The 18,821-nt window shown below is 34.3% G+C and carries 13 protein-coding genes and 2 pseudogenes; 13 read left to right on the forward strand and 2 right to left on the reverse strand.

From position 1 onward, the window contains the following. Positions 1 to 25 precede the first annotated feature (25 nt). The gene (locus tag ACYFX0_RS22135; protein WP_000616926.1) at positions 26 to 748 is read right to left on the reverse strand and encodes an amino acid ABC transporter ATP-binding protein; all 723 of its coding nucleotides are present in this window, start codon (positions 746 to 748) and stop codon (positions 26 to 28) included. A gap of 375 nt (positions 749 to 1,123) precedes the next feature. Here ACYFX0_RS22135 and ACYFX0_RS22140 point away from each other — a divergent pair. From ACYFX0_RS22140 to ACYFX0_RS22180, 9 genes and pseudogenes are all read left to right on the forward strand, one after another. Then, a pseudogene (locus ACYFX0_RS22140) lies at positions 1,124 to 1,309 on the forward strand (HAMP domain-containing protein); the annotation flags it as partial. Positions 1,310 to 1,678: 369 nt separating this feature from the next. Beyond that, positions 1,679 to 2,251: pseudogene (locus ACYFX0_RS22145) on the forward strand (methyl-accepting chemotaxis protein); the annotation flags it as partial. A gap of 146 nt (positions 2,252 to 2,397) precedes the next feature. After that, positions 2,398 to 2,847: an arginine repressor gene (gene argR / locus ACYFX0_RS22150; RefSeq protein WP_000711826.1), complete on the forward strand. Its 450-nt coding sequence runs from the start codon at positions 2,398 to 2,400 to the stop codon at positions 2,845 to 2,847. Between the two features lie 268 nt (positions 2,848 to 3,115). Beyond that, on the forward strand, positions 3,116 to 4,348 hold the full coding sequence (arcA, locus tag ACYFX0_RS22155) for an arginine deiminase (RefSeq protein WP_000682331.1): 1,233 nt from the start codon (positions 3,116 to 3,118) through the stop codon (positions 4,346 to 4,348). 30 nt (positions 4,349 to 4,378) lie between these two features. After that, a complete protein-coding gene (gene argF, locus ACYFX0_RS22160) occupies positions 4,379 to 5,377 on the forward strand; it encodes an ornithine carbamoyltransferase (protein WP_000930283.1) in 999 nt (332 codons plus the stop codon). 99 nt (positions 5,378 to 5,476) lie between these two features. Continuing rightward, a complete protein-coding gene (gene arcD, locus ACYFX0_RS22165; RefSeq protein ID WP_000503413.1) occupies positions 5,477 to 6,892 on the forward strand; it encodes an arginine-ornithine antiporter in 1,416 nt (471 codons plus the stop codon). Positions 6,893 to 6,929: 37 nt separating this feature from the next. Then, positions 6,930 to 7,892 carry a carbamate kinase gene (arcC, locus tag ACYFX0_RS22170; RefSeq protein ID WP_000113953.1) on the forward strand — a complete coding sequence of 321 codons (963 nt, stop codon included), beginning with the start codon at positions 6,930 to 6,932 and terminating at the stop codon, positions 7,890 to 7,892. A gap of 202 nt (positions 7,893 to 8,094) precedes the next feature. Continuing rightward, entirely contained in the window at positions 8,095 to 8,784 is a 690-nt protein-coding gene (locus ACYFX0_RS22175) for a Crp/Fnr family transcriptional regulator (protein WP_001081906.1), read from the forward strand. 156 nt (positions 8,785 to 8,940) lie between these two features. Beyond that, positions 8,941 to 9,624, forward strand: a complete 684-nt coding sequence (locus ACYFX0_RS22180) for a hypothetical protein (protein ID WP_000619192.1) — start codon at positions 8,941 to 8,943, stop codon at positions 9,622 to 9,624. A 123-nt stretch (positions 9,625 to 9,747) separates the two neighbouring features. Here the strand turns inward: ACYFX0_RS22180 and ACYFX0_RS22185 are convergent, their stop codons facing one another. After that, positions 9,748 to 11,082: an FAD-dependent oxidoreductase gene (locus ACYFX0_RS22185; protein WP_000814907.1), complete on the reverse strand. Its 1,335-nt coding sequence runs from the start codon at positions 11,080 to 11,082 to the stop codon at positions 9,748 to 9,750. A 243-nt stretch (positions 11,083 to 11,325) separates the two neighbouring features. Here ACYFX0_RS22185 and ACYFX0_RS22190 point away from each other — a divergent pair, with 243 nt between their 5' ends. The 4 genes from ACYFX0_RS22190 to ACYFX0_RS22205 all read left to right on the forward strand — a co-directional run bounded on the left by ACYFX0_RS22190 (position 11,326) and on the right by ACYFX0_RS22205 (position 18,795). Continuing rightward, on the forward strand, positions 11,326 to 12,990 hold the full coding sequence (locus ACYFX0_RS22190) for a glycoside hydrolase family 13 protein (protein WP_001044700.1): 1,665 nt from the start codon (positions 11,326 to 11,328) through the stop codon (positions 12,988 to 12,990). Between the two features lie 205 nt (positions 12,991 to 13,195). Next, the gene (locus tag ACYFX0_RS22195) at positions 13,196 to 14,833 is read left to right on the forward strand and encodes a PTS transporter subunit IIBC (protein ID WP_000705560.1); all 1,638 of its coding nucleotides are present in this window, start codon (positions 13,196 to 13,198) and stop codon (positions 14,831 to 14,833) included. Between the two features lie 4 nt (positions 14,834 to 14,837). Further along, entirely contained in the window at positions 14,838 to 15,629 is a 792-nt protein-coding gene (locus ACYFX0_RS22200) for an endonuclease/exonuclease/phosphatase family protein (RefSeq protein WP_000771989.1), read from the forward strand. A gap of 304 nt (positions 15,630 to 15,933) precedes the next feature. Continuing rightward, the gene (locus ACYFX0_RS22205; protein ID WP_106082266.1) at positions 15,934 to 18,795 is read left to right on the forward strand and encodes a YhgE/Pip domain-containing protein; all 2,862 of its coding nucleotides are present in this window, start codon (positions 15,934 to 15,936) and stop codon (positions 18,793 to 18,795) included. The last annotated feature ends 26 nt before the right edge of the window (positions 18,796 to 18,821 follow it).

Raw genomic sequence — 18,821 nt, forward strand, 5'->3', positions numbered from 1 at the left:
CTTTTCGTTTGAAACAGAAGTTACATTATAAAACGTTACGTAAAAATTGTTTTGCTCGTTCATGTGATGGAGCTGAAAAGAATTGTGCTGGCGGAGCATCTTCTACAATCTTTCCATCGTCCATAAAGATGACGCGATCAGCTACATCTTTTGCGAAATTCATTTCATGAGTAACAATAACCATTGTCATCCCTTCTTCAGCAAGTTCTTTCATAACTTGCAATACTTCTCCAACAAGTTCAGGGTCTAAAGCTGAGGTAGGCTCATCAAATAGCATAATCTTAGGGCTCATTGCAAGAGCTCGTGCAATGGCAATGCGCTGTTTTTGACCACCTGAAAGAAGATGAGGAGTTACATCCGCTTTATCTTGAAGGCCGACTTTTTGGAGAAGTTGATTTCCAATATCCTGTGCATTTGCTTTCTCTAATTTTTTTACATGAATAGGTGCTTCTATGATGTTTTCTAGTGAGGTCATATGAGGAAAGAGGTTAAAGTGCTGAAAAACCATACCGACATTTTCACGGACTTTATTTAAATTTGAATGCTTTGGATCAATTCGCTCACCTTGTAAGTGAATTTCGCCTTCATCGTACATTTCTAAAAAGTTAAGACAGCGAAGTAATGTACTTTTACCAGAACCACTGGCACCAATTAAAACAACAACTTCTTTTTCTTTTACTTCTAAATCAATTCCTTTTAACACATCAAGTGAACCGAATGATTTTACTAGATTTCGAACTTGAATCATACAAAACCCCCAGTTAAAAATATATTTTACAAATGTTGCCCCGTATTTCTGTTATTAGTCATAAATTGTCAGAATCCTTTATTTTTTTCGTGCAATTTGATATTCAAAGAAATAATGATTTTTAAAATCTCTATATCCTTCTATAATGAAAATATGGATAATAATATATAGGTAGTATTTATATTGCTTATAAAAAGGGGGAAAGGGAAGATGGAAAAAGAAAGAAAAACATTTTCTTTTGGATTACGTACACAACTTATGCTATTCACTACAGTTTTAGCTTTTATTACATATTCAACAAGTATATTTTTTATTTACGTGATATACGATTATTTTCAAAGTTATGTAAGTCAAACTGTATATAATATTATCGTTATGTTATTAGGGGTAGTATGGTCTGGAATTTTAGCATATGGAGCAGCCGTATTTTTAATTAAACCACTTCGCAAGTTAGAGGAAGCGGCAAGAAAAGCAGCTGAGGGTGATATTCGTGAAGATGTTCCATTACCGAAGACAGATGATGAAATTAAATCTTTAAGTGTTGCATTTAATATGATGTTAGGAAACTTAAGGGGCATGGTAAAAAATATTGATACAACATTTTCTTATACAAACAATCAAGTACAGCAGATTAGAAAACAAACAGGAGAAGCAACGAGACAAGCGCAAGGTGTATCTGAGACTCTTGCAGAGATTTCTTCAGGCGCTGAGCAATCAGCAGCATCAATTCAAGCAATTGTTTCTGCTGTTGATACAACGACGTCTATTGCAAGTGAAGTAGAAGAAAAAGCGAAGCAGTCTGATACGTTGTCTTCAGAAATGGTTCAAGCTTTAGGGCATAGTACTCGTGTCTTTACGTCTTTAATTCAAGGTATTCAAACATTGGCAAAAGAAAATGAAGATTCAATGCAAAATGTACAGAAGTTAGAAGAACGAATGAAACAAGTAGAACATATTGTGTCTGTTGTGAGTGCGATTGCTAGCCAAACGAATTTATTAGCACTAAATGCTTCTATTGAGGCAGCTCGCGCAGGAGAGCATGGAAGAGGTTTTGCGGTTGTTGCGGAAGAAGTACGTAAACTTGCTGATGAAAGTGATCATTCTGCAAGAAACATATCTCAGTTATTACGGAATATGCAAGATGAAGTACAACAAGTTGCAATGAAAATGACAGAACAAGTGAAAATAGCTAAAGAAGAGGCGAAACGTGGGGAAGCTACGGAATTAATTTTAAAAGAAATGTCATCAAGTGTTATGGAAGTAGCCGATGCAACTCAGCAAATTAGTAGTTATATGAATGAACAAGTGAGCCACATTCATCAAACAGGAGCACAAACAAAAGCTGTAGCAGCAATTGCTGAAGAAACGTCAGCTGGTTCGCAAGAAGTGGCGCGTGTGACGCTACAACAGTCTAAAAATATGGTAGTAATCGATCAATTATTAAAAGATTTAGAGAAGCAAGCAACTGATTTGAAACAAACAATTGAACGATTTTCAATGTAAAAGGAAGAACAGAATGCTGTTCTTCTCTTTTTTATTTAGTTTGATTTAATATTTACAGTTAAACTATGAACGTTTCCGCAACATTCTTTTCTCTCCCTTTCGGATGAAAATTATAGCGAGCTATAATATTAAAAGGGGTGTCTTTTATGAAAAAAGAAAAAAGACAACGGTTAATTAAACAATTTGTAAAGGAGTATGAAATAGATAAGCAAGAAAGATTAGTAGAATTGTTAGCAAAAAAAGATGTATTAGTAACACAAGCTACGGTTTCTCGCGATATTCGTGAGTTAAACTTAACGAAGGTACCTTCTCAAGAAGGATTAATGATATATAAAGTTTTCTCAGAAGAGCATTTACAAACTGATATAAAGTTAAAGAAAAAATTACGAGAAGTTGTTGTGAAAATTGATTGTGTAGATCAATTAATGGTTATTAAAACATTACCTGGTAATGCACATGTTATTGGTGTTTTATTTGATGAGTTAGATTGGAAAGAAAAAATAGGATGTATATGTGGAAATGATACATGCCTTATAATTTCACAGTCGAAATCAGATAGGGAGATTATAGAAGAAAGATTAAATTTAATTATTTAGATGTAAAAATCCTGTTTTTAATAAAATTAAAAACAGGATTTTTGTTTAAATACGGAAGTTGAATATTCAACATATATGCGTAATATATGTGTTTTTTATTGAAAAAGCGAGAGAGTTTGTTATAAAAATACAAATTCGTATGATTTTAAAAAAATAACTTGTTTAATATTTCACAATGATAATGTGGATGCTTTCACAAAGATGAAAGTGCAGAGCATTTATTATGTACTTGTAAGACATCAAACATATTTAAAAGGAGGTACAACAAATGAAACATCCGATACATGTTACTTCAGAAATTGGGGAATTACAAACGGTTTTATTAAAACGACCGGGTAAAGAAGTGGAAAACTTGACGCCAGATTATTTGCAGCAATTATTATTTGATGATATTCCATACTTACCAATTATTCAAAAAGAGCATGATTATTTTGCACAAACGTTACGCAATCGGGGTGTTGAAGTTCTTTATTTAGAAAAACTAGCCGCTGAGGCGTTAGTAGATAAAAAACTTCGAGAAGAATTTGTTGATCGTATTTTAAAAGAAGGACAGGCTGACGTAAATGTTGCACATCAAACTTTAAAAGAATATTTACTTTCCTTTTCAAATGAAGAATTAATTCAAAAAATTATGGGCGGTGTACGGAAAAACGAAATTGAAACAAGTAAGAAGACACATTTATATGAATTAATGGAAGATCATTATCCGTTTTACTTAGATCCAATGCCTAATTTATATTTTACTCGTGATCCAGCAGCTAGCGTGGGCGATGGCTTAACGATAAATAAGATGAGAGAACCAGCGCGTAGACGTGAATCATTATTCATGGAGTACATCATTAAATATCACCCAAGATTTGCAAAACATAATGTACCAATCTGGTTAGATCGTGATTATAAATTTCCAATTGAAGGTGGCGACGAGCTAATTTTAAATGAAGAAACAATTGCGATTGGAGTGTCTGCTCGTACTTCAGCTAAAGCAATTGAACGTTTAGCTAAAAATCTCTTTAGCCGACAAAATAAAATTAAGAAAGTGTTAGCAATAGAAATTCCAAAATGCCGGGCATTTATGCATTTAGATACAGTATTTACAATGGTTGATTATGACAAGTTTACAATTCATCCAGCCATTCAAGGGCCAAAAGGGAATATGAATATTTATATTTTAGAAAAAGGATCAGATGAGGAAACTCTTAAAATTACACATCGTACTTCTTTAATGGAAGCATTAAAAGAGGTATTAGGCTTAAGTGAATTAGTTCTTATTCCATGTGGAGGAGGAGATGTAATTGCTTCTGCTCGTGAACAATGGAATGATGGCTCGAACACATTAGCAATCGCACCAGGTGTAGTTGTTACATATGATCGCAACTATGTATCCAATACGTTATTACGGGAGCACGGTATAGAAGTAATTGAAGTGCTAAGTTCGGAATTATCTCGTGGTCGTGGGGGTCCACGTTGCATGAGTATGCCAATTGTTCGTAAAGATATTTAGTATAAATAACGGAGAAAGTAGGGATGAAGTATGTTAATGACTAGACCAAATTTAAAAGGAAGAAGCTTTCTAGCAGAAAAAGATTTTACACAAGAAGAATTGTTATATTTTCTAGATTTGGCAGCAGAATTAAAAGAGAAAAAGAAAAATGGTATCCCGCATCATTATTTAGAAGATAAGAATGTAGCGCTCTTATTTGAAAAAACCTCCACTCGTACGCGCTGTGCATTTACAGTAGCATGTACAGACTTAGGGGCGAATCCTGAATATTTAGGGAAAGGTGATATTCAGCTTGGGAAAAAAGAATCCGTAGAGGATACAGCAAAAGTGTTAGGGCGTATGTTTGACGGAATTGAGTTTCGTGGATTTAATCATGAGACTGTAGAATCTTTAGCACAAAATTCTGGTGTGCCAGTTTGGAATGGATTAACAGACATGTGGCATCCAACACAAACACTAGCAGATTTATTAACAATTAGAGAACATGTAGGGAAGTTGAAAAATGTGAAGCTCGTTTACGTTGGAGATGGACGAAATAATGTTGCTAATAGCTTACTAGTTGGTGGAGCAATCGTTGGAATGGATGTACGTATTTGCACACCAGAATCTTTATGGCCTGCACAAGAAGTAATTGATTTAGCAAAAAAATATAATGAACAGGTAATGATAACAAGTAATGTGGAAGAAGCTGTTGCGAATGCAGATGTAATTTATACAGATGTATGGGTGTCTATGGGGGAAGAAGAAAAATTTGCTGAACGTGTCGAGTTATTGAGACCTTATCAAGTAAATATGAAAATGATTAAAGAAACAGGGAATGAAAACGTGATTTTCTTACATTGTTTACCTGCATTTCATGATGTTGAAACGATGTATGGCGAAGAAGTTTACGAGAAATATGGGTTGAAAGAAATGGAGGTAACTGACGAAGTATTCCGCAGTAAACATTCAAAAGTATTTGATCAAGCTGAAAATAGAATGCATACAATTAAAGCGGTTATGGCAGCTACTTTAGGAAACATGGAGTAAAGAAGAAAGGGAGTCTTCCTTTCTTCTTTCTCCTCCTTTAGACACTATCATTCACTGTTGCTTTTGTATTGTTATTGCAATTAAAGAGAGGTGAGTGGAATGGGTGAAGATAAGAAATTAGGGTTGTTTACACTAACGGCTCTTGTAGTTGGGTCTATGATTGGCGGTGGAGCATTTAATTTAGCGAGTGATATGGCAAAAGGTGCTGGTGCGGGGGCCATTATTATTGGTTGGGTTATAACAGGAATTGGGATGATTGCACTTGGATTATCTTTTCAAAATCTAACTGTAAAACGGCCAGATTTAGATGGTGGTATTTTTAGCTATGCAAAAGCAGGATTTGGTAATTTTATGGGATTTAATAGTGCGTGGGGATACTGGCTATCTGCTTGGCTTGGGAATGTAGCTTACGGTACATTATTATTTTCTTCATTAGGATATTTCTTCCCGATCTTTGAAGGCGGTCAAAATGTAGAATCCATTATTGGTGCAAGCGTATTATTGTGGTGTGTTCACATGTTAATTTTACGTGGAGTTCAATCAGCAGCACTTGTGAATTTAGTAACTACAATCGCAAAATTAGTACCTGTATTTGTATTTATTGTCATAGGAATCTTCGCGTTTCATATTGATACATTCTTAGATGGATTTTGGGGGCAAACTGGTTCTTTTTCATGGGGAGCAGTTGGCAGCCAAGTTAAAAGTACAATGCTTGTAACTCTATGGGTATTTATTGGGGTAGAAGGGGCGGTTGTTTTATCCAGTCGAGCAAAAAATAGAAGTGATGTAGGGAAAGCAACGGTTATTGGCTTAATTGGTACACTCATCATTTACATTTTAATCACATTATTGTCTCTTGGACTTATGCAGCAAGCAGATATTGCTGGTTTGAAAAATCCAGCTATGGCTTATTTATTTGAAAGTGTTGTTGGAAAATGGGGTGCTATCTTTATAAATTTAGGTTTGGTCATCTCTGTATTAGGTGCTTGGTTAGGTTGGACTTTGCTCGCTTCTGAAATTCCATATTTAGCGGCTAAAGATGGAGTATTTCCAAAATGGTTCGCAAAAGAAAATAAAAATAAGGCTCCAGTAAATTCATTATGGATAACAAATGGTTTAATTCAAATATTCTTGTTAACATTCGTCGTTTCTGATCAGGCGTATAACTTTGCATTCTCTTTAGCATCTTCAGCCATTTTAATTCCATATGCTTTTTCAGCATTTTATCAACTGAAGCATAGCTTAAAATCTGAAGAAGTAGATCGAAATAAAAATATAATAATTGGTTTGATAGCAAGTATTTATGGTGTGTGGTTAGTTTATGCAGCTGGTTTAGAGTATTTATTATTAACAATGACTTTATATGCGCCAGGTATTTTTATTTTTTACAATGTTCAAAAGCAAAAGAGTTCGAAGCAAATATTTACTCGAGTGGAATTAGCATCATCCGTAGCAATTGGTGCTTTAGCATTCTTTGCGATTTATGGATTAATTACAGGCAGTATTACTTTATAAAGCGCTGTGAAAGCGAAATGAACTGGAGGGCTGAAATATGGCACGAAGAAAAATTGTAGTTGCACTAGGGGGAAATGCGATACAGTCTGGAGAAGCTACTGCGGGAGCGCAGCAAGAAGCGTTGGAAAAAACGGCGGAACAACTTGTGAAAATAATGGAAAATGATGTGGATATAGTAATTGCGCATGGAAATGGCCCACAAGTGGGGAATATTTTATTACAGCAAAAAGCTGCAGAAACGGAAAAGACACCTGCAATGCCATTAGATACTTGTGGGGCAATGAGCCAAGGGATGATTGGATATTGGATGGAAAATGCGATTGAAAAGGCATTAAAAAAACGGAATATACAAAAAGATGTAGCAACGGTTATAACGCGCGTTGTTGTGGACAAAAAAGATGAGGCATTTAAAAATCCAACTAAACCAATTGGTCCTTTTTATACAGAAGAAGAGGCCAGAAGATTAATGGATGAAACAAAAGCAGTGTTTAAAGAAGATGCTGGTAGAGGATGGAGACGTGTTGTTCCATCACCGAAGCCTGTAAGTATTCATGAACATAAAGTGATTAATTCTTTGGTGGAAGATGGAAACATAGTGATAGCTGTTGGCGGGGGTGGAATTCCAGTAATTGATTCCGAAGAAGGGTTAAAAGGAACTGAAGCGGTTATCGATAAAGATTTCGCTGCGCAGAAATTAGCAGAATTAGTAGATGCCGATACGCTCGTTATTTTAACTGCAGTTGATCATGTGTATGTAAATTATAATCAACCGAATCAAAAAAAATTAGAGCATGTCACAGTGAATCAATTAGAAGAATATATTGAAGAACAACAATTTGCTGCGGGAAGCATGCTTCCAAAAATTGAAGCTGCTATTAATTTTGTTAATACAAATCCAAAAAGAAAAACAATTATTACGTCTTTAGAAAAAGTATATGAAGCACTAGAAGAAAAAGCTGGTACTATTATTTCAAAACAGAATGTATGCATGTATGTTTAAATTATTATGTACGCTACTTAGTAGTAAAAAAAAGAATGAGGTTAATAACTTCATTCTTTTTATTTATTAATATTTTTTGTACTCATTGTTCATAAAGTTTTCATGATGAAATCTGAATATATAAGTTAATTATGATAAAATTCAAATTGAATACGCTTTCTTGATTTTTCGCTCCAACATACAGCAAGAGAGAGGGAATTTTATGAATAGACGGAACGTAGTGAAAGACTTAAAGCAGTTCGAATTATTTGCTCATTTAACAGAAAAAAAATTGAAAGGCTTAACAGAGTTTGTTTATTGGCGAACTTATAAAAAAGGTCAATTTTTATTTTTAGAAGGGGATTCAAGGGAAAGAATTTACTTCATGTTAGATGGTTTTGTAAAGTTAGAGCGGGTTAATCAAAATGGGAACTTATTATACGATGACTATGTAAAGCGGTATTCTATTTTTCCTTATGGTGGTATGTTTACAGACAGAGGATATAACTATACAGCAGAAGCAATGACGGATGTGGAGGTATATTATATTCCAACGGTAATCTTTGAAGATATGGTAAAATCCAGCAGAACGCAATTGATGTACGTTGTTCAGCAATTATCATCTATATTAAAATTGAATGAAAATCGAGTGCAAAATATTACAATTCCTAATGCACAAGATCGTGTTATCCAAACGTTAAATTATTTAATGCAGGATTTAGGAGAACAGAGTGGGGAAAAGATTGTAATTTCATGTCCACTTACAACAATTGAAATATCCAAAATATCTGGAACATCTCGAGAGACAGTTAGCAGCGTATTAAAACAATTAAAAAATGATAGCATTGTTACAATTTTAGATAAAAAAATTACAATACACAATCCAACATATTTTGAAGAAATCTCAATGTGAAAATTGTATATTGATTTTTTAATTCATAATGTATATTAATAAGGTTCTTTATATATTTATAAGGAACTTTTTTACGTTATCCTCTATAAAAAGATTGTATAGTATGGTAATAATAGCTAAAATCGATAATAAAAAACAAAGTGAAGGGGAGAAAGAATGATTCGTATTGAGTATGATCGATTAGTAGCTATTTGTTACAGTATAGGGGTTTTGTTATTATTAAAAATTCCAAATGATAATGAATTAATTGGGGAAAAACTATTCAATGTCTATAAGGTTCCGATACATACGTATGTTTATATGGATTATAAAGTCTCAAATATATTGATTGTTTCTTTCATACTACATGTAATTGCATTTATATTATTTTTAAAATGGCTAGGAAAAAAGGAGTCTAGTACATTTAGAAAAATGAATAAGATAAAAGTAGTAGGCATTAGTATTTTGATTGTAATGATGCCGTTTATTTTAAATACAATCCTCCAGACATTGAATAAAACATGGTACTATGCAGGAAAAACAGGGGTAGAAGCAATAGAATATAAAAAAGAAGATAGCCAGTGTAGAATGGAGAAAAATGGAGATAATATCCAACCGAAGTGCATTGTTACTTTAAAAAATTATCGTAATCATTCACAAGCATTAAAAGTTGTTTTATATGATAATGCAAACGAGAATTCAAAAAGCTATCCAGTACCGAAACCAGTCTATTTACAAAAACATGAGACAAAGCAATTCGAATTTCAAGTTCCTGTTTCTTATAATAGAGGTATGGAAAAAGATAAAGTACCAAATATTAAATTACATTCATTGCATGAAAATGATACGAAATACAATTAATCTGTAAGTAAAAGTTTATGAGTAGGAGCAAGAATTTGAAACGATATAGAAAATCAACTTGAATCATCCAACATACTGTGAGGTAACGGTATATTGGATGATTTTTTTATGTTATCCTCTTTTTCACGTATGAAAAGGAGGAATACTTTGTTGGAAATGAAAAACATCACAAGGATCATACATAGTTTTTACTTTACGCAATCTGTGAAAGTTAGAGCCATAATAACTAGTTTGCCAATTTTTAATGTCGATATCGGGCCAGTTCACATAGTCACCTAGTGTATAAGGATCTAAGCTTTCTCGTAAATCTTTAACCCAGCGTATATTTCGATTTTCTTCATCATCGCATTTCCAAGAGGTAATGTATTCTTGGGCAATAATTGCTTTACGATGAAAATAAGCCGTTTCATTCGGCGAAATATTTTCAACAGCACCTATGAGCGATTGATGCCAAATACTAGCATCTTTATTTGGGGCATGAGAAAGAAAGTATTGCATGAGTTGAATGCCTTTAAGGGGAATAGGTTTATAGACATAGGAACCAGAGCGCTTGAAATTTTCAGGGATGTTACCGCCATTAAAAAATTCGACAGCCTTTATATAAGGAACTTCTTCTATAAAGAGAGAGGGGCTGCCAGTTTCAAGAAGAGGGGATAATAGGGAATGGAGTTCAGAGGGAGAACCGACAAACTCGCCTTGTGCTTCGATTTTATTTCGTTGCTTGGCGAATAATTCGATCGATGAAGTGAGACGTTCATCTATATAAGGTGCCCAGTTTTGCCACGCTTGAAATGCAGCAATAAAGTCTTCCCATTCCCATGTAATTGAGAAAATTGATACATTTTTTACGGGGTGGACTCGAAAAGTTAAGGAAGTGATAATTCCGAAGTTTCCACCACCGCCACCACGGCATGCCCAAAAAAGGTTAGAGTTTTCTTGTTCATTTGCACGAATGGGTTTTGCACCAAATTTTCCACACGCTTGTACCATTTCCACTTCCATTAATTGATCACATGTTAATCCAAATAAGCGTGAAAGCATACCAATACCACCGCCAAGTGCTAATCCAACAATTCCAACGCTTGCACTTGTACCAGCAGGAATTGTAACACCGTAATTCCAAAGTTCTTTATAAACAGTGCCAAGATTTGCACCAGCCTCAATTGTTGCTGTTAATTTCTCTGTATTAACAGTAATGCGATGCATTTCACTCACATCAATAATAAGTCCTCTATTTAAAAGAGAAAAATTTTCATAGCTATGACGTCCACTTCTTAACCGAAATGGTATATGACGTTCACGTGCCCATTTTAAGGCGTTACAGATATCCTTGTTATTTTGACAAAAAACAATAATACAAGGGAGTTTTGGAATACTTAAATTTAAATTCATTCGGGCTACATTGTAGTCAGGATCTGTGGGAACAACGATACGACCTGTTAATTTTGTTTGCTTCAATTTCTTACTCCTTTCCAAAATAATCAGAGCTTTTTATTAATATATGAAAAATGTCTGTAATACGCGTGGACAAGGAGAGGTGAAGAATGAGATTTACCTTTGTGAGAAATAAATAAAGCATAAGAATAAAGAATCTACATAGAGTTCAATGAAAACAGTTGCAAACTGTTCATATTTTGTTATGATAGTGTTACGAAAACGTTTGCATAAAATTCCGATGGGATGCAAAAGGAGAGAATGACTATGAATAAGACATGGTGGAAAGAAGCGGTTGCTTATCAAATTTATCCACGAAGCTTTATGGATTCAAATGGTGATGGTATTGGAGATTTACAAGGTATTATTGCAAAACTGGATTATTTAAAAGACTTAGGTATAGATGTAATTTGGATTTGTCCAATGTATAAATCGCCTAATGATGATAATGGTTATGATATTAGTGATTATCAAGATATTATGGATGAGTTTGGTACAATGGCAGACTTTGATGCTTTACTAGATGAAGTTCATAAGCGTGATATGAAGCTAATTATTGATTTAGTTATTAATCATACGAGTGATGAACATCCATGGTTTATTGAATCACGTTCATCTAAAGATAATCCGAAGCGTGATTGGTATATTTGGCATGATGGTAAAGATGGTGCGGAGCCAAACAACTGGGAAAGTATTTTTAATGGTTCGGCATGGGAATATGATGAAGAAACAGAACAATATTATTTACATCTATTCTCACGTAAACAACCAGATTTGAACTGGGAGAATAAAGAAGTTCGCGAAGTACTATATGATACGGTTAATTGGTGGCTTGATAAAGGTATTGATGGTTTCCGCGTTGATGCAATCAGTCATATTAAAAAAGAAGAAGGCTTTAAGGATATGCCAAATCCAAAAGAGTTAAAATATGTGCCATCTTTTGATAAACATATGAATGTGAAAGGTATTCAACCTTTATTAGAAGAGCTAAAAGAAAATACATTCTCTAAGTACGATATTATGACTGTTGGTGAAGCAAATGGCGTTAAGATTGAAGATGCTGAGCTTTGGGTTGGAGAAGAGCAAGGTAAGTTCAATATGGTATTCCAGTTTGAACATTTAAGTTTATGGGATGCAGAGAAGAAGAAAGACCTTGATGTTGTAGGATTGAAAAAAGTATTAACGAAATGGCAAAAAGGATTAGAAAATAAAGGATGGAACGCTTTATATATTGAGAATCACGATAAACCACGTATCGTTTCAACATGGGGAGATGACAAACAATATTGGCGTGAAAGTGCAACAGCTCTAGGGGCGATGTATTTCTTTATGCACGGTACACCGTTTATTTATCAAGGCCAAGAAATTGGTATGACAAATGTTCAGTTACCAAATATTGAAGATTACGATGATGTAGCAATTAAAAATTTATATCGCGAGAAAATTGCAGAGGGCGTACCACATCAAGATATGATGGAGATTATATGGGCTTCTTGCCGCGATAATTCACGTACACCTATGCAGTGGAATGATGAGATGAATGCTGGTTTCACAACAAGTACACCTTGGTTTAGCATGAATCCAAATTACAAAGAAATTAATGTTGAAAAGCAAAAAAATGAAGAAAAGTCTATTTTCAATTTCTATAAGAAAATGATTGCCCTGAAAAAAGAGCACGATGTACTGAACTATGGTACGTACGATTTACTTTTAGAAGACGATCCACAAATTTATGCATATACACGTACGTTACAGGATGAAAAAGTCATTGTAATTAGTAATATCTCAAAAGAGGAAGCTGTGTATAATGAGGGTTCATTTGCACTAGAACGCAAACGTTTGCTTTTAAATAACTATGAAGTTGCGGAACATGAAGAAGTAACAACAATTGCTTTAAAACCTTATGAAACAAGGGTTTATCGCATTTCATAATAAAAAAGGATGCTCTTTGAGCATCTTTTTTTATGAAAAAAAATAAATTTCTATTGCAAAGTGAAAACGCTTTTATTAAAATAGATTTATGAAAACGGTTGCGTAAAGATAAAAATAAAGTAATATAAGGAATCGTTTTCATAAAGGGAACAGAAATTATAATTTAAATCATTATGTTGTTATAAATAAAGGGGAGGAAGAACAGATGAAAATTACGTCTTTTGATTTTTGGCAAAAGTTCGGGAAAGCGTTATTAGTTGTTGTAGCTGTAATGCCAGCAGCTGGTTTAATGATTTCCATCGGTAAGTTAATTGGTATGTCTGCTGGGGATGTTAACGCAGTTCATACAATCGCTCGCGTAATGGAAGACATCGGTTGGGCAATCATTACAAATCTACACATCCTATTCGCAGTAGCAATTGGGGGATCTTGGGCGAAAGATCGCGCGGGTGGTGCATTTGCAGCGCTATTAGCATTCGTCTTAACAAACCGAATTACAGGAGCTATATTTGGGGTAAACGCTGAAATGTTAGCGGATTCAAAAGCGAAAGTTTCTTCAGTAATAGCGGGAGATTTAATTGTAAAAGATTACTTTACTTCTGTACTTGGTGCACCTGCATTAAACATGGGAGTGTTCGTAGGGATCATCACAGGTTTCTTAGGAGCTACTTTATATAACAAATATTATAACTATAATAAACTGCCACAGGCATTAGCATTCTTTAATGGAAAACGATTTGTACCATTCGTTGTAATTCTTTGGTCTACAGTTACTGCGATTGTATTATCACTTCTATGGCCATTCATCCAAAGTGGGTTAAATGAATTTGGTCGCTGGATTGCAGCTTCAAAAGATAGTGCACCAGTTGTTGCACCGTTTGTATATGGAACGTTAGAGCGTTTATTATTACCATTTGGTTTACACCATATGTTAACGATTCCGATGAACTATACAGAGCTAGGCGGAACATATACGATGCTAACTGGTTCAAAAGTTGGACAAGTTGTAGCAGGACAAGATCCATTATGGCTTGCATGGATTACAGATTTAAATAATTTATTGGCAAATGGAGATACGAAGGCATATAACGATTTATTAAATAACGTTGTACCAGCTCGTTTCAAAGCTGGACAAGTTATCGGCTCAACAGCAGCGTTAATGGGGATTGCATTTGCGATGTTCCGTAACGTTGATAAAGAAAAGCGTGCAAAATATAAACCAATGTTTTTATCAGCAGCATTAGCAGTATTCTTAACAGGTGTAACAGAACCAATTGAATTCATGTTCATGTTTATTGCTCCAGTATTATATGTTGTATATGCTATTACAACAGGACTTGCATTCGCGTTAGCTGATTTAATTAACTTACGTGTTCATGCATTTGGATTTATTGAGTTAATTACTCGTACACCAATGATGGTTAACGCAGGTTTAACAAGAGACTTAATCAACTTTGTTATTGTTTCATTAGTGTTCTTCGGTCTTAACTTTACACTATTTAATTTCTTAATTAAAAAATTCAACTTACCAACACCAGGGCGTGCAGGTAACTATATTGATAATGAAGATGAGGCATCAGAAGGAACAGGAAATGTACAAGATGGTTCATTAGCAACAAAAGTTATCGATTTATTAGGTGGAAAAGAAAATATTGCTGACGTAGATGCTTGTATGACACGCTTACGTGTAACAGTAAAAGACTTAGATGTTGTTGCACCAGAAGCACAGTGGAAACAAAATGGTGCTTTAGGGCTTATTGTAAAAGATAAAGGTGTACAAGCGGTATATGGTCCGAAAGCTGACGTATTAAAGTCAGACATTCAAGATATGTTAGGTGCGTAATAATATGAAATTGCTAACTTTAAACTGTCATTCTTGGCAAGAAGAGAATCAAATAGAAAAGATACAATACCTTGCTAAAGTAATTCAAGAAGAAGAGTACGATGTCATCGCATTGCAAGAAGTAAGTCAGTCCATACAAGCTGAAAATGTATGCGGTAACAAGAAAGAAGATAATTTTGGACTTTTACTATTAGAAGAGTTAAAAGCGCTACATGTAAAAGATTACAATATTACTTGGGATTTCTCTCATATTGGTTATGACGTGTATGAAGAAGGGTTAGCGATTATAACGAAGCATAATATTATAAAAGAAGATACGTTCTTTATTTCAGAAAACGAGGATACAACGTATTGGAAAACGCGTAAAATTGTAAGTACAACAATTGCTTATAATGGTAAAGATATAACGTTTTACTCTTGCCATCTCGGTTGGTGGAATGATGAAGAAGAGTCATTCAAAGGTCAAGTTGATCGTTTGATGGGGCGTGTAGATAGTAATAAGCTCGCCTTCTTAATGGGAGATTTTAATAACAATGCTCGCTTGGAAGGCGAAGGTTATGAGTATATGATGCAAAAAGGGTTGTATGACACATATGAATTAGCAATAGAGAAGGATGAAGGAACGACTGTCCAAGGCGAGATTGCTGGTTGGGATGAAAATAAACATAATTTGCGAATCGATCTAATATTGTGTAACCAAAGTAAAAAAGTTCATTCTTCAAAAGTTATTTTTAATGGTACAAACAGAAATGTAATTTCAGATCATTTCGGTGTAGAGGTTCAATTGGATATATAATAGAAGAAATCCTCACAGAGAATAAAAGCTGTGAGGATTTTTTTAGGAATACAAGTATTTCCAAGAGAAAATACTTGTATTTTTTATGACATTTCATATATATTTGTTATTATTGAATGTAAAACCGATTTGGTCATTTTGTATTCATACTTTGACTCACTTCGTTATATAATGAAGTAAGTGAAAGTTAATGGGAAAAAATAGTACGTTTTTGGTTAATACACGATGTAGAAAGTGATATAATTGCAAAATGCATGTATCATTTTCTAAAGAAGGAAAAATATATAATTAGGTGATAACTTCTATGAAACAGATTTGGCGTATTTATAAGACAGATTTACGGAATGTAGCCAAACATTGGGCTGCAATTGTTATTGTTTTAGGATTAATGATTTTACCATCGTTATATGCATGGTTTAACATTAAAGCTTCTTGGGATCCGTATGGAAATACAAAAGAGGTTCCCATTGCAGTTTCTAACCAAGATGCAGGTTCTAATTTAAGAGGGAAAGATATTAATATCGGGAAAGAGATTGTAGACTCCCTTAAGAAAAACAAAAATCTTGGCTGGAAATTTGTAGATGAAAAACAAGCAATTTACGGAGTTGAGCGTGGGGATTATTATGCAAGTATTACGATTCCAAAAGACTTCTCTGAAAAAATCGCAACTGTTCTGGATGAAAATCCGAAAAAACCAGAACTGGATTACTATGTGAATGAAAAAGTAAACGCGATCGCACCGAAGATTACAGCAAAAGGTGCATCAGGTATTACAGAAGAAATTAGTAAAAACTTTGTTAAAACAGCAAACGGTGAGATTTTTAAAATTTTCAATGACCTTGGAATCGATTTAGAAACAAACTTACCAAGTATCGAAAAAGTAAAAGATCTTGTATTTAAGTTAGAAGCGCAGTTCCCAGAAATGAATACACTCATGGATAAGGCGTTAGATGATGCGACTCGAGCAGAAGATATTGTGAAAGTGGCGCAAAAAGATTTACCTGTTGTAGAGAGTGTAATAAATGATGGGCAGGAAGCATTGGCGAATTTAGATAAGTTCTTTGCAAGACAAGATCAAACATTAAAAAACGCTCCAGGAACGATAAGAAATGATTTAGTAGTAGCAAAAGGCGTTATGGATAGTGCAGCTGTATTTACTAACTTTTTAATGAATCCAGGTGTGGATTTAAATATTCCTGATTTCTCTGGAATGAATGGATTACCTGAATTCCCTGCAAGACCGGACCTTTCTAAGTTGAATAATGACGGATATAAAAGTATAGCGCAAAATATTAATCAAACAGTAAATAATGTTTTAAGCTCATCACGTGCAGGAACAGCTTATGGGAAAAGTGTTTTAAATGGATTGCAAAATGGTCAGTTTGATCCAGAACAAGCAAAGAAAGATTTAAATGCAGTATCAAATCAATTGCAAGCTCGTACAGAAGGTATTTCGTATCTTATTAATGTATTTACTGAACTTCAAAACTCAGCGACGACTGATTTTGGAAAAAGCTTTTTCCAAGGGCGAGTGGATCGCCTAACTAAGCTGAAAAGTGGTATGGAAAATGCAAACAACGGTATTAAAGATATTGTAAATGTTATCGGTACAGGACAAGAAGTAAAGAAAGATGTAACAGATGTAGCAAATCAAAAATTAGATGCAGCAAATGCATTAATTGATCAAGCTGAAAAAGATTATAATGAAACGTTTGTAGCAGATTATAAAAAAGCAGTTAGCACAGTAGATCAAGCTAAAGCTAATGCGAATGAAATATACGATAATGCAAAAGCTGATTATGATAAAGCGAAAAATGGTCTAGAAAGTACTAAATCTAGTGTCCAAAAAGCACTAGAGGATGTACAAAACAAAGGTATTAATGGTTTAGAAGGTTCGAAGGAAGCCTTGAAAAGCTTAAATGGTCAATTCCAATCTGGAATCGGTTTAATTGATGATATGATTCCAGTTCTAGAAAGTACAAATAAGGTTTTAGCGGATGTAAATAGTGATAAAAACCTTAATAATGGAATCGCAAAATTAAATAAAGCGAAAAGTAGTCTGCAAAAAGGTGTAGATGCAACGAATAAGGGGATTACACTTCTTAACAATGGACAGAAACCTACAAAAGATGTAATTGAAAGTATTAACAATGCTGCGAAGGGCGGATCAGCTCAATTAACAGATGTATTATCGACGTATGATTCAGAGATTGTACCTAACTTCAATACAGCAATTGCTCGTACAAAAGAGATGTCGAAAAATACAACTCAAATTTTAAACGATGCAGACAAAAAGCTTCCAGATGTTAAAAAATTACTAGAAGATTCATCAAAAGGTTTAGTAGATGGTAAAAAGAAATTAGCAGACATTAAAGCTGAAATGCCAGCTACTGAGAAAAAGATTAAAGAATTAGCAGATAAAATTCGTGATTTTGAATCTGAAGAGGATTTAAAAGACATCATACGCTTATTGAAAAACGATGTTGAGAAGCAAAGTGATTACTTTGCGAATCCAGTAAATTTAAAAGAAAATAAATTATTTGCGATGCCGAACTACGGTTCAGCGATGTCACCATTCTATACAGTGCTTGCATTATGGGTAGGCGCATTATTAATGGTTTCATTATTAACGGTAGAAGTACACGAAGAGGGCGCAAATTATAAGAGCCATGAAATTTACTTCGGACGTTTATTAACATTCTTAACGATAGGTCTTTCACAAGCGTTTATCGTATCGATGGGAGATATATTCTTACTCGGTACGTACGTAGTCGATAAGTTCTGGTTTGTGTTATTTAGTTTATTTATTGGAGGAGTCTTCGTTTGTATCGTATACTCACTCGTTTCTATTTTCGGAAATGTTGGGAAATCGATGGCGATCATTTTACTTGTACTACAAGTAGCAGGATCGGGCGGAACATTCCCAATCCAAATGACACCAGCGTTCTTCCAAGCGATTTATCCGTTCTTACCATTCACATACGCAATTAGCGCAATTCGTGAAACAGTTGGCGGAATGCTTTGGGATATCGTAACGCGCGATTTACTTGTGTTAAGTGCTTTCGTAGTAGTTATGATTGTTGCTGCGTTATTACTGAAAACACCAATTAACAAATCAAGTGAAAAATTTGTTGAGAATGCAAAAGGAAGTAAAATCATTCATTAAGAAAAGGTTCCTACCGAGAGCGGTAG

The sequence above is a fragment of the Bacillus sp. NEAU-Y102 genome, assembly GCF_054788175.1.